13 protein-coding genes are annotated in these 11868 nt (G+C 59.6%); 5 read left to right on the top strand and 8 right to left on the bottom strand.

Annotated features, from left to right (window positions below; all coding sequences use genetic code 11):
- Nucleotides 1-33 precede the first annotated feature (33 nt).
- The 4 genes from RSK20926_RS23110 to ruvC all read right to left on the bottom strand — a co-directional run bounded on the left by RSK20926_RS23110 (nt 34) and on the right by ruvC (nt 2741).
- The gene (locus RSK20926_RS23110) at nt 34-384 is read right to left on the bottom strand and encodes a MazG nucleotide pyrophosphohydrolase domain-containing protein (RefSeq protein ID WP_232281831.1); all 351 of its coding nucleotides are present in this window, start codon (nt 382-384) and stop codon (nt 34-36) included.
- A gap of 1 nt (nt 385) precedes the next feature.
- Complete coding sequence (gene ruvB, locus RSK20926_RS01920; RefSeq protein WP_008204058.1) at nt 386-1417, bottom strand: Holliday junction branch migration DNA helicase RuvB; 1032 nt, start codon at nt 1415-1417, stop codon at nt 386-388.
- Between the two features lie 143 nt (nt 1418-1560).
- The gene (ruvA, locus tag RSK20926_RS01915; RefSeq protein ID WP_008204057.1) at nt 1561-2247 is read right to left on the bottom strand and encodes a Holliday junction branch migration protein RuvA; all 687 of its coding nucleotides are present in this window, start codon (nt 2245-2247) and stop codon (nt 1561-1563) included.
- Nucleotides 2244-2741, bottom strand: coding sequence for a crossover junction endodeoxyribonuclease RuvC (gene ruvC / locus RSK20926_RS01910; protein ID WP_008204056.1), 498 nt, complete (start codon nt 2739-2741; stop codon nt 2244-2246). Before ruvC ends, ruvA begins: the two co-directional genes overlap by 4 nt.
- A gap of 357 nt (nt 2742-3098) precedes the next feature.
- Between ruvC and RSK20926_RS01905 the strand changes: the two genes are divergently transcribed.
- Entirely contained in the window at nt 3099-3317 is a 219-nt protein-coding gene (locus RSK20926_RS01905) for a DUF1127 domain-containing protein (RefSeq protein ID WP_037253513.1), read from the top strand.
- 266 nt (nt 3318-3583) lie between these two features.
- Here the strand turns inward: RSK20926_RS01905 and RSK20926_RS01900 are convergent, their stop codons facing one another.
- The 4 genes from RSK20926_RS01900 to RSK20926_RS01885 form a co-directional block, all read right to left on the bottom strand.
- A complete protein-coding gene (locus RSK20926_RS01900) occupies nt 3584-3928 on the bottom strand; it encodes a hypothetical protein (RefSeq protein WP_008204054.1) in 345 nt (114 codons plus the stop codon).
- A gap of 100 nt (nt 3929-4028) precedes the next feature.
- Nucleotides 4029-4901 carry a 50S ribosomal protein L11 methyltransferase gene (locus tag RSK20926_RS01895; RefSeq protein ID WP_008204053.1) on the bottom strand — a complete coding sequence of 291 codons (873 nt, stop codon included), beginning with the start codon at nt 4899-4901 and terminating at the stop codon, nt 4029-4031.
- A gap of 136 nt (nt 4902-5037) precedes the next feature.
- Nucleotides 5038-6273, bottom strand: a complete 1236-nt coding sequence (locus RSK20926_RS01890; RefSeq protein ID WP_008204052.1) for an MFS transporter — start codon at nt 6271-6273, stop codon at nt 5038-5040.
- Nucleotides 6274-6422: 149 nt separating this feature from the next.
- Complete coding sequence (locus tag RSK20926_RS01885) at nt 6423-8618, bottom strand: primosomal protein N' (RefSeq protein WP_008204051.1); 2196 nt, start codon at nt 8616-8618, stop codon at nt 6423-6425.
- Nucleotides 8619-8736: 118 nt separating this feature from the next.
- Here RSK20926_RS01885 and fsa point away from each other — a divergent pair, with 118 nt between their 5' ends.
- The 4 genes from fsa (at nt 8737) to RSK20926_RS01865 (ending at nt 11819) form a co-directional block, all read left to right on the top strand.
- On the top strand, nt 8737-9390 hold the full coding sequence (gene fsa, locus RSK20926_RS01880; RefSeq protein WP_008204050.1) for a fructose-6-phosphate aldolase: 654 nt from the start codon (nt 8737-8739) through the stop codon (nt 9388-9390).
- A 5-nt stretch (nt 9391-9395) separates the two neighbouring features.
- Nucleotides 9396-9917, top strand: a complete 522-nt coding sequence (locus tag RSK20926_RS01875) for a hypothetical protein (protein ID WP_008204049.1) — start codon at nt 9396-9398, stop codon at nt 9915-9917.
- Nucleotides 9918-10134: 217 nt separating this feature from the next.
- Nucleotides 10135-10836, top strand: coding sequence for a DUF484 family protein (locus RSK20926_RS01870; protein WP_008204047.1), 702 nt, complete (start codon nt 10135-10137; stop codon nt 10834-10836).
- A 68-nt stretch (nt 10837-10904) separates the two neighbouring features.
- The gene (locus tag RSK20926_RS01865) at nt 10905-11819 is read left to right on the top strand and encodes a tyrosine recombinase XerC (RefSeq protein WP_037253510.1); all 915 of its coding nucleotides are present in this window, start codon (nt 10905-10907) and stop codon (nt 11817-11819) included.
- The last annotated feature ends 49 nt before the right edge of the window (nt 11820-11868 follow it).

Raw genomic sequence — 11868 nt, 5'->3', positions numbered from 1 at the left:
TGCGGGCCGACGGGCGGGAGCTCTGGCGATGACTTATTCCTCTACTGGCAGATAGGCCCCCCATTTGCGTTGCAGCGCAGCGCCAATGTCAACGCCTTGCCAATCCGCAAAAAGCAGTACGAACCCCAGAAGATCACCCAGCTCATCCTCAAGATCCCGGCGTGAAACTGTCCCGCGCCCCTGCCCCTGCAGTTTGAGGTAGGCCGCCGTGACTTCACCCAGCTCCTCGCTCATCTTGCCCAGATACCAGGCTGGATCACGCCGGATCGCAAAGCGCTCCGCATAGAGATCCGAGACCTCACGCACCAGATCGCTCAGCGCAGCGAGGTCGCGGGCTTCATCCGGTGCAGAAGCCTCTCTCAAATCCACATCTCGTCTGCTCAAGTCAGCCAAAGAGATCACTCGCACGCTGCGGGGGCGGCATCCCCAAATGGGTCCAGGCCTTTTGCGCCAGCATCCGCCCACGCGGGGTCCTTTGGATCAGCCCCTGTTGCAACAGATAGGGCTCAATCACCTCTTCCAAAGCATCGCGGCTCTCACTCAGCGCGGCGGAGAGCGTCTCAATCCCCACGGGCCCACCAGAATAATTCTCGGCGATAAGATTCAGATAGCGGCGATCCGCACCATCCAGACCAAGATTGTCTACCCCCAGCCGGGTCAGCGCGCCATCGGCCAGCTCTCGGGTGATTTTTCCATCGCCCTCGACAACCGCAAAGTCCACCACGCGGCGCAGGAGCCGGCCTGCGATCCTGGGGGTGCCGCGGGCGCGCCGCGCGATCTCACGCGCTCCGGCGTCATCCGCCGGAGCGCCCAGCTTGCGGGCATTACGGGTGACAATCTCATGCAACTCATCAATCGTATAGAACTGCAGCCGCGTCGGGATCCCGAACCGGTCTCTGAGTGGCGTCGTCAACAGCCCCATGCGGGTGGTGGCACCAACCAGAGTGAAGGGCTGCAGTTCGATCCGCACCGTGCGGGCAGCTGGCCCTTCGCCGATAACCAGATCCAGCTCAAAATCCTCCATCGCCGGATAAAGCACCTCTTCCACCGCTGGGTTTAAGCGATGGATCTCATCGATGAAGAGCACATCACGTGCCTCAAGATTGGTCAGGATCGCCGCCAGGTCGCCCGCCTTTGCCAGTACCGGTCCAGAGGTCATGCGAAAATTCACCCCCAACTCACGGGCGACGATCTGCGCCAGCGTCGTCTTACCCAGACCCGGAGGACCGTGAAACAGAGTATGGTCCATGGCCTCACCGCGACGGCGTGCACTTTCGATAAAGACCCGCAGATTGGCGCGGGCTTCGGCCTGGCCGATAAACTCGCCCAGCCCTTGGGGCCGCAAGGCGCGGTCATTGTCTCCGGCCCCATCTTCCGGCAACGGTTCGGGGCGCAGAGCTGGATCGGCATCAATCATTTTTGCTTCTCCGCCACCAGTTATACTCTTGCCGGACCACCTGGCCGACAAGCCGGGCAGCTTCCGTCCGCCCCGCCGGGCGGGAGCTATGCTTTCTGCTCGCGGACGGACGCTGCCCTGTTAGCTTATACATCATCCCTCATTCACCCCTTCGGCGCCAACAGTCGCAAAGCAGCGCGGATCAGTTCTGCCTCATCTGCATCGGGATAGGTGGCAGCAGCCTCCGCCACTGCGGCGGCCGCGTCGGAAGGACCATAGCCAAGGTTGCCCAGGGCCGACAGCGCCCCGGCAGAAGCCGCTGCCGCGCCCGAGGGTTTCTTCGGCGCAGTCTTGCGAGCCGACTTGGTGGCAGCAGGTTCTGCCTCCTCAATCACTTCCAGACCCGGCCCATCCATGGCATCGGCAACGCTGCCGCCCATGGCCATCACCGCGGGCGCTTTGTCCTTCAGGTCCAGCACAATGCGCTGCGCGGTCTTGGGGCCAACCCCCTTGGCGGCTTTCACCGCGGCCCAATCTCCCAGAGCGATTGCCCGGCTGACCCCATCCGGCCCCAGGGCGCCCAAAATGGCCAGAGAGACCTTTGCCCCCACACCCTGAACCGAACACAAAAGCCGATGCCACTCTTTCTCTACCAGAGAGGTGAAGCCATAGAGCTGCATCAGATCCTCGCGCACCACCATATCCGTATAAAGCGCCACCGCTTCGCCGGTACCGGGCAAGGCCGCCAGGGTGCGCTCCGAGCAATAAACAATATAGCCGACCCCGTGCACGTCGATCAGTATGTGATCCTGCGTCCGGTAATCCAGACGCCCGGTGAGCTTGCCGATCATGCGCGTTTCTCCCTCAGCTGTCGCTGCTGCGTTCCACCGTAATAGGCATGACAAATAGCAATCGCCAGAGCATCCGCCGCATCCGCCCCTTTGGGATCGCAGCCCGGCAGTTGCAGTTTCACCATATGCAGGACCTGCTCTTTTTCCGCGTGGCCAACACCGACAACCGTTTTCTTCACCCGGTTGGGGGCATATTCCCCTGTTGGCAAACCCGCCTTGGCCAGGGTGAGCAGCGCAACCCCCCGCGCCTGACCCAGCTTTAGCGTGCCCGCACCATCTTTATTGACGAATGTCTGCTCGATCGCAGCCTGATCCGGCTGATAGGCTTCGATGATCTCACTCACCTGGTTGTGCAGCGACAAGAGACGCTCCCCCAGATCATCGCCATCAGAATGACACAGGCCATTCGCCACATGGCTGAGACGGCTGCCTTGCGATTCGATAACACCCCAGCCAAGGGTCCTGAGACCCGGATCAATTCCCAAAATGCGCATTACCTGCCCGGATTCTGCCCGGCCCCTGAAATTTTTTTTGCCTTACTCTCCGCCAACTAGCACAAAAGGCGAACATCTCCAACAGCTTTCCCACCCCAGCCAGACTGCAACCGGTAGCAGAAACCCCCGAATCCTGTTCCAAAACCGACGCTTTAAAATGGGCGGAACGACATTTCCGACGGAGAGGGGAAAACATGCGAAAAGCCCTTATTTTCAAGGGCCAAGAGTTATGCAAAAACTGCATATGAGGCATGCAATTTCATGTCTTGCTGCGCAAAAAAACTGCTCCTAAATGCCCCTTACCGCAGCGACAAGAGGTCGGGCGGACAGGAACACACAAACTTAGAGGATGAGGATATGGCTGCATTTGACACCACCCGCACCACCTATGGCTCCACCGGCCTGTTTGGCCGTATCGGAAGCCTTTTCGTTTCCGCTTTTGCAGCGGTTGTTACTTGGAATGACGCACGCGTCACCAAAAACTCGCTGGAAAGCCTGAGCGACCGCGAACTGGCCGACATCGGCCTGTGCCGCGGCGACATCGAAGGGGTAGCAGAGGGCCGTCAGGTTTTCTAATCACGCCCAAGAGACTGCTCATAACAGATTGTGAGGCTCCTTCTCCTCCCTGTGGAGCCTCCAATAAAACGCCGCGTCCCCCAAAAGGGCGCGGCGTTCTTGTTTCTCGGCACCTGAACCTGCTGAGAAAGGACCTAGCGAAACGACGTCCCCAGAAACAGGAAAGGCCCGAGGACTTGCCTCAGGCCGATATCCGTCGTTTTCACATTGTTTTGCAGTCAGCGTTTTGCAGGCAGCCGCCTCTGATCAAGAAACAGCCCCAGAGCTCAGCGCAGGATTGGACCGATCTTTTCGGCACCCCAACGGGAAATCGGGTCAACCTGCATCACAAAGGCCCCGGCACGCTCAACTCCTGTACCTGTTGCCAGACGCGCGACCCGTTCTTCATAGCTGTCCAAACCCAGGGCTGCCATCAAGAAGGCTTTGAAACCCAGAAAAGCCACGAGGAACAACACAACGAACCGGCCCGAAAAACGGGACCGGATCCTGCGTGGCTCCACCACAATCAGCCCATCTTTCTGTACCCGTGCGGAATAGCCGCTGGCCATAGCGCGATGCTTGCCCTGCAGCTTTGAAACGCGGCCACGGAACTCCTGATGCTGTACACTCATACCACAATCTCCGAACTGGCCCCCACCAGCGGAATGTCTTGCGTTAAGAGTATCCTAATATTTGGCGAATTGTCTAAAATTCAGCACAAAAGGGTTAATTTCAGCCTTTTCGCTGCAAGAGAAGCGTTGTCCATTCGCCAATCTCATCACGGCGCACCAGATTGGTTCCATTCTCGGCATAAACGGAAACCACATCATCCGCCTGCTCGTTAAGGATGCCCGAGAGAATCGCAAATCCTCCGGGGCGCAGGTTGCCGCTCAGATCTGGCGACAGCGCCACCAACGGACCCTTCAGGATATTTGCAAAGATCAGATCATAGGGCGCGCAGGATTGCAGGCCTGGGTGATCAAAGCCCGCAGCCTCCAGGCATGTCACAGCCCCCTCCATGCCGTTGGCCTTGAGGTTGGCCTCAGCCACCTCGACTGCGACCTCATCGATATCACTGGCGATGAAGTCACCTTCCCAGACACGCGCGGCGGCCATGGCCAGAACTGCGGTCCCGCAGCCGATATCCGCGACCTTCCGGCCCTCAAAGCCTTCATCGATCAGGTGATCCAGGGCCTTGAGGCAGCCCAATGTGGTGCCATGATGACCGGTGCCAAATGCCATTGCAGCCTCGATCAGAAGTGGAATGCGGCCTTCCGGCACGGTCTCCGCATCATGGCTTCCATAAACATAGAAACGGCCTGCCTCGACCGGAGCCAACTCGCGGCGCACATGGGCAACCCAGTCGGTTTCAGGCAGTTCGGAAACCGCAAATTCCTTGGCCCCATGCATCGTCGCCAAAAGGGCAAGACCCGCCTGATCGGGCTCTTCGGTGAAATAGGCCCCCACTTCCCAGAGACCGGAGCCATCTTCCATCTCAAAGACGCCCACACCTGTGGGTTCCGGGATCAGGCGTTCCATTGCCTCGCCCAGCGCCTCAGCCTGGGATTTGCCAGTAAGGGTGGTCAGAGCGGTAAAGGTCGGCATGGGGGATCTCCTGCTAGGGCTTGCCCCCGCGCCTAGGCCCAAGCTGGTGCAAGGTCAAGTCCCGAGCATGCAAAGTCGCCTGAAAGCCCAGCGCAGCAGGGGCATTTGCTATTCCCTCTGCCCTTTTCCGCCTGCTTTATTCTGCGGGGGCGCGGGAGGCATATTTGGCAAAGATCGTCTCATTGCCCGGCTCCGGGTGGCGTGGGATCAGGCAGGACAGCGCCAGCGAGATCAGCGCCATCGCCGCAGCAAGGGCAAACACTGCTCCGGGAGAGATGACCCACAAAAGCCCCAACAGCGCGGGCAGGAAGACCGCCGCAATATGGTTGATGGTAAAGGCCACGGCTGCTGTTGGCGCAATATCCGCCGGATCCGCGATCTTCTGGAAATAGGTCTTCAGCGCCAGAGCCAGGGCAAAGAGCACATGATCCACCACATAGAGCGTCGCCGCCAGAACCACGCCCCAGCCAAACCAATAGATCCCGCCATAAAGGGCAAAAACCAGGGCGAGCCCGGCATATTCAAAGATCAGGGTCCGGCGTTCGCCAAAATGCGCAACAAAGCGTCCCAACAAGGGGGCCGCGAGCATATTGATCACAAGATTGATCAGAAACAGGCTGGTGACCTCATGCACCTCAAAGCCAAAGCGTTCCACCATCATGAAGCCGGCGAAGACCACAAAGATCTGTCGCCGCGCACCTGCCATGAACTGCAGCGCATAATAGAGCCAATACCGTCGGCGCAGGATCAGTTTCTTGGTCTGCTGCGTTGGGCTGTCGAACTGCGGATAGGCCAGCAGGCAGAACAAGGCGATCAGCACGGTTGCCCCACCTGCCGCCATAAAGACTTGATTGTAGCTCAGCCCCAGCGGCTCCCACAAAAGCACGATCAAGCCGTAGACCACCAGAGTTGACGCAGACCCGGCCGCAACAAGCCAGCCCAGCATCTGCGGCGCCCGGTCTTTTGGCAGCCATTGCAGCTGCAGCGATTGGTTCACCGTCTCATAGTAATGAAAGCCGATGGAACTCAGCAGGGTGATGGTCAGGATCCCGCCAAGCGAGGGGAACCAGGCGGTGACCGCAGTGGCCAGACCCAGCATCATCAAGGAGATCATCCCCAGCACCTGTTCACGCACAAAGAGGATCACTGCAATCACGCCAACGGCCAGGAAACCGGGGATTTCCCGTACCGTATGCAGCAGACCAATGTCTGCCCCATCAAAGCTGGCCGCTTCGATGACAAAATTGTTCAGCAGGGCGGACCAGGCATTGAAGGCAATGGGCATACAAAGCGCCATCACAAACAACAGGGTCTCTGGACGACGCCAGAACGGCAGCGCGCGTGCATCTTCTAGGGCGAGAGGTCTAAACATGGCGCCAGATCTACGCCCAAAACCAAGGCTTGGCGAGGCCAAAGCAGGGCTTGCACATCAGGCACTGCAGAATCGCACAGGCGCCTTTTGAAATCCGCGCAACCTCTGGCTTCCAAAAGCCATCCCCCCAAGCGCTTAGGCAGGAGGCTCTAAAAGAAGTTTTGCGGATCGATATCGATATTCAGGCGCAGATCCCCGCGCAGTTTGAAGGGCGCGACCCAGCGCGCCAGCGCCTCTTGCAGGGGGGCACCCTTGGCGGCCTTGACCAATAGCCGCACCCGATGCCGCCCGCGCACCCGTGCGATGGGGGCCGGTGCCGGTCCAAAGAGCTGTGCCCCAATCTGGCGCAGAGGGCCGTCATTCTGCGCCAGCGCATTACCCAGATCAAAAACCTGCGCCAGATCACTGCCAGAGAGGATGATCCCTGCCATCCGTCCATAGGGGGGCACACCGGCTTCGCGACGCTGTTCCGCCTCAGCCCGCCAGAACTCTTCTTCGTCGCCACTCAGAATGGCCCGGATCACCGGATGCTCTGGCTGAAAGGTCTGCAGCAGGGCTTCGCCGGGGCGTTCCGCCCGCCCAGCGCGCCCGGCAACCTGGCGCATCAGTTGAAAGGTCCGCTCCCCGGCCCGCAGGTCAGAGCCCTGAAGGCCAAGGTCAGCGTCAATCACCCCCACCAAAGTGAGCAAAGGGAAATTATGCCCCTTGGCCACCAGCTGGGTGCCCAGGATAATATCCGCCTCACCTGCGGCGATCTCCTCGATCCGGGTTTTCAGGGCGCGCGCAGAGCCAAAGAGATCCGAACTCAGCACTGCAATGCGCGCCTCTGGGAAGAGGGCCGCGGCTTCCTCTCCCAAGCGTTCGATACCGGGGCCAACAGGCGCCATCTTGCCTTCGACCTGACAAGAGGGGCAGGCCTCGGGCACCGGTTTTGTCTCCCCGCATTGGTGGCACATCAACCGCTTGAGGAACCGGTGCTCCACCATGCGGGCATCGCAGTGATCACAGGCCACCTGCGCACCGCAGGCCCGGCAGATGGTGACCGGTGCAAAGCCCCGGCGGTTCAGGAACAATAGCGATTGCTCTCCCGCCTCTAGCCGCTTTTTCATCGCAAATTTCAGGCTGGGCGAAATCCAGGTGGAAGGCAGCATCTCCTCTGCCCGCATATCCAACGCCTTCATTTCCGGCAGCACGGCGGTGCCAAAGCGCGCGGTCAGATCCAGACGTTTGTACTTGCCAGCCTCCGCATTCGCCCAGGTTTCCAGACTGGGCGTCGCAGAGGCCAGCACCACCTGCGCCGAACAGAGAGCTGCCCGCAGCACCGACATATCGCGCGCATTGTAAAGGACGCCGTCCTCTTGCTTATAAGAGGTATCGTGTTCCTCATCGACAATGATCAGACCGAGATCGCGAAAGGGCAGGAAAAGCGCGGAGCGCGCGCCGATCACCAGCTGTGCATTGCCCTGCCCCACCATGCGCCAGACCCGACGCCGTTCGGTCATCGTCACGCCGGAATGCCATTCCGCTGGTGTCGCACCAAAACGCTGCTCCACCCGTTTCAGAAATTCAGCCGTCAGCGCAATCTCCGGCAACAGCACCAGGGCCTGTCGCCCTTTGCGCAGGCAGGAAGCAACAGCTTCCAGATAAACTTCGGTCTTGCCGGACCCGGTAACCCCTTTGAGCAGCGTGGTACCATACCCCCCGCTCTGCACACCTACAGCCAGGGCGGCGGCGGCGGCGGATTGATCCTGCGTCAATTCCTTGCCCGGCAATTCCGGGTCCAATCTTGGATAGGGCAGATCGCGCGGTGTTTCCTCTTCCCGCAGCGCCCCCTGCTTCACCAGACCTTTGACAACCGAGGCGGTCACCCCCGCCATATCCGCCAGCTCCTTGGGCGTGAAGGCGAGACCGCCGAACTCTTCCATCACTGCCAGGACCTTGGCACGGGCATCGGTCATGCGGTCCGGCTCTCCCTCACCAAGGCGCAGGATCTTGCGCATGGAGGGCGGATCCGAAAGGCCCGGCGCACGGGTTGCCAGCCGTAGCATCGCATGCATCGGTGTCAGGGTGTAATCCGCCGCTTTGCCCAGAAAAGCGCGCATCTCATCGCGCATGGGCGCGACGTCCAAGACCCGGATCACTGAACGCAGCTTGGCCGAATCAAAATCGCCACTGCCGCTGCCCCAGATCACCCCCAGAACCTTGCGCGGGCCCAGGGGGACCTCGACAAAGGCGCCACGAAAACAGCCCCCTTCAGGCGCGCGGTAGTCCAGCAACCGGTCCAGTGGTTGCGCGGTCAGGACCGCAACCCTTTCACCTTGATGGAAATATTCCTCTGCGCTCACGCCTCCGGTCTCCGCTATGCTGGTGGCCGAGAGATGGCCACAGGGGTTTTTAATGCCCCTGTCATGCGCTAAAGGCTAGCGCAATCCTGGCTAAACTCTCCCGAAAAGGATCCCGCCAATGAAATTCTTTGTAGATACCGCCGAAATCGATGCCATTGCCGAGCTCAACGACCTGGGCATGGTAGATGGTGTTACCACCAACCCCTCGCTGATCAAGAAATCCGGCCGTGACATTATCGAAGTCACCAAGGAAATCTGCGATCTGGTAGATGGCCCTGTATCTGCCGAAGTCACCGCGACCGACGCAGAAACCATGATCGCCGAGGGCCGCAAGCTGGTCGAGATCGCCGAAAATATCGCTGTCAAAGTGCCGCTGACCTGGGACGGTCTGAAGGCCTGTAAGGTGCTCAGCTCTGATGGCCATATGGTCAATGTGACCCTCTGCTTCTCGGCCAATCAGGCGCTGCTGGCGGCCAAGGCCGGCGCGACATTCATTTCGCCCTTCATCGGCCGTCTGGACGACATCAACCTTGATGGGATGGAGCTGATCGAAGACATCCGCACCATCTATGACAACTATGGTTTCAGCACCGAAATCCTGGCGGCCTCGATCCGTTCGGTGAACCATATTCTGGATTCAGCCCGCATTGGTGCCGATGTCATCACCGCCCCGCCTTCGGTGATCAAGTCCATGGTCAACCACCCGCTGACCGACAAGGGCCTGGATGCTTTCCTTGCCGATATCAAAGCGGCTGAAATCAAGATCCTCTGATCCCCTTGACGAAACTGCGCCACAAACAGGTCTGGACGTGGTGGCTTCAAAAGGTTGGAGCCGAACTCGCAGAGCAAGACTACGCGCCCCACCCGGTCTATGTTGCCGGGTGGGAGCCCGGCAATCAAATGTATCAGGCGGAGTTCATCCTCGGCTTCTCGAAGGATGGATTGCGACAAGTCCAAGTCCACTACATCCCATCGGCCAAACAGCTTGGTGTTATCGCTTTCCACTATTGGTGCCACGATTCTGCCCAGCGCTTTGGCAACATTCGGCAAGCCGGAGATTGGACGGACCAGACACTCCAGTTGCCATGGCGTCAGTTGGATATACGTGACGCGCTACGCGGCTGGAACTTGCTCCGCTATACCAACAAGGTCAAATTCGACCAGTCGGGCGAAGCCGTGAACCTAGAGAAGATCTGGCACAGACATCAGCAGCCCTTAGCAGACCTTTTGCTGAGACTAGCTGAAGTGGCTCATGATGCCTCCGGATTTCGTCCTCCCCTTCTGAGTGCAGAGGAATGAAAAGGCCAAACCTTTTTCTTCCCCCCTTCAAAATTGAAGTAGGACAGCGCTGTAGCCCCCCACCCTAAGGGTAGACCAACTAGAACAAGGGATCTTTGATCCAGCCGTTCTGGGCGGGAGCCCCGGTGGATGGAAAACTTTCGCTGGAAGGGCATTTTTTGCCCGCAGCCGCAAAACCCATGTTATAAGGCGGCCCAAAGCCCCAAGAGGTTCAAGAATGAGCAGCGCAAAACTCGATACTTCCCTTCGCGACGCAATCCTGGCGGAGCCTGACGCCCTTCTGGAAGATCAGGGCCTGATGAAGGTCCTTGTGGCCGCCAGCGAGCGGGCGATGGGCTCCAATATCATTGATATGCGTGGCATCGCCATGGACAGGATGGAAGCGCGACTGGATCGCCTTGAGGACGTCTATCGCTCTGTTGTCGCCACCGCCTATGAAAACCTCACCGGCACCAAACAGATCCATCGGGCCGTGCTGCGCCTGCTGGAGCCCACCGATTTTGAGAGTTTCCTGGAAGCGCTGAAATCCGATCTGGCCGAGAAACTGAATGTTGAAGTCATTGCCCTGGTTCTGGAATCCGCACAGGATGGCAGCGGCAGTGCTGCCGCCAAGAGGGATGATGTGCTGAAACTTGTGGGGCCAGGCTTTACCGAAAGCTACGCTATGAGCGAACGCGGGAGCGACAAGCAAGTCACCCTTCGTCAGCTCCAAGGTGGCAGTCCGACAATCTATGGCGACAAGGCCGAATGGATTCGCTCCGAGGCCTGTCTGCGCCTCGATCTCGGCGAAGGACGCCTGCCGGGTCTCTTGGTGCTAGGCTCGGAAGATCCGCATCAGTTCACGCCGCAACACGGTGTCGACCTTTTGACCTTCTTTGCCGGCGTGTTTGAGCGCAGCATGCGCCGCTGGCTGTCGTGAGCGGCAAAGGCCACAAACCGAATCTCTCAGAACCGCTACAATCGGCGTCACCGAACAACGCCGGGCTCCTGATCTCCCCCGCTTGCCGCGATGCGCTGGAAAACTGGCTACTGGGTCTGACTGCGCTATCAGGCGCTTCCGAAAATACGATCACGGCCTATCAAGGCGACCTGACCTCTTTCCTGGGATTTATGACCCTGCACCGGGGCAGCCCACAGGGGTTGAAGGCGCTGGCAGACATCAAGACCGCAGATATGCGCGCCTGGATGGCACAGGAACGCGGCAGCGGAACCGGTCCCCGCTCCCTGGCGCGACGACTTTCAGCCGTTAAGAGCTTTTATCGTTGGCTGGCAGAGCGCGAGGGTTTTGAGCCCACTGCAGTTTTGGCAGCGCGGGCGCCAAAATTCCAAAAGAAACTGCCGCGCCCCCTGGCGGAAGAAGCCGCAAAAGCCGTGCTGGAAAGGGTTGAACAGCAATCTGAAACCGATTGGATAGGCGCTCGCGATCTGGCGGTTGTAACACTGCTCTATGGCTGCGGGCTGCGTATCTCCGAAGCATTGGGTTTAAAGGGCGGTGACGCCCCTCTGCCTGCCAGCCTCAGAATTTTGGGCAAGGGCGGCAAAGAGCGCCTGGTGCCGGTCCTGGATGCGGCCCGTGATGCGGTTGATCACTATCTGGCGCTGTGCCCTCATAGCGCTGAAAAAGAGACGCCCTTGTTTCGCGGCGTGCGCGGAGGCGCGCTGAACCCGCGACAAATTCAAAGCACCATGGCCAAGGTCCGGGCACAGCTTGGCCTGCCCGCAAGTGCGACCCCGCATGCTCTGCGACACAGTTTTGCCACCCATCTACTGGAAGCGGGGGGCGATCTGCGCGCGATCCAGGAACTCCTTGGCCATGCTTCGCTTTCAACCACGCAGGCCTATGCTGCTGTCGACACCGCCCACCTGATGGCCGTCTATAACCGTGCCCATCCAAAGGCGTGAACTCTAGCCCCGACAGGCCCGGCCGAATGTGAGCTGAATTCACACCGCC

Origin of the sequence: Roseobacter sp. SK209-2-6 (assembly GCF_000169455.1) — a bacterium.
GTDB lineage: Bacteria > Pseudomonadota > Alphaproteobacteria > Rhodobacterales > Rhodobacteraceae > Pseudophaeobacter.
The sequence above is the reverse complement of the archived record's forward strand: the minus strand, read 5'-3'. Positions and strand labels throughout refer to the sequence as shown.

Excerpts from the sequence above, each read along its gene's own strand:
- ruvB (WP_008204058.1), bottom strand. The coding sequence starts at position 1,417 with ATGATTGATGCCGATCCAGCTCTGCGCCCCGAACCGTTGCCGGAAGAT.
- ruvA (WP_008204057.1), bottom strand. The coding sequence starts at position 2,247 with ATGATCGGCAAGCTCACCGGGCGTCTGGATTACCGGACGCAGGATCAC.
- ruvC (WP_008204056.1), bottom strand. The coding sequence starts at position 2,741 with ATGCGCATTTTGGGAATTGATCCGGGTCTCAGGACCCTTGGCTGGGGT.
- RSK20926_RS01905 (WP_037253513.1), top strand. The coding sequence starts at position 3,099 with ATGGCTGCATTTGACACCACCCGCACCACCTATGGCTCCACCGGCCTG.
- RSK20926_RS01900 (WP_008204054.1), bottom strand. The coding sequence starts at position 3,928 with ATGAGTGTACAGCATCAGGAGTTCCGTGGCCGCGTTTCAAAGCTGCAG.
- RSK20926_RS01895 (WP_008204053.1), bottom strand. The coding sequence starts at position 4,901 with ATGCCGACCTTTACCGCTCTGACCACCCTTACTGGCAAATCCCAGGCT.
- RSK20926_RS01890 (WP_008204052.1), bottom strand. The coding sequence starts at position 6,273 with ATGTTTAGACCTCTCGCCCTAGAAGATGCACGCGCGCTGCCGTTCTGG.
- fsa (WP_008204050.1), top strand. The coding sequence starts at position 8,737 with ATGAAATTCTTTGTAGATACCGCCGAAATCGATGCCATTGCCGAGCTC.
- RSK20926_RS01870 (WP_008204047.1), top strand. The coding sequence starts at position 10,135 with ATGAGCAGCGCAAAACTCGATACTTCCCTTCGCGACGCAATCCTGGCG.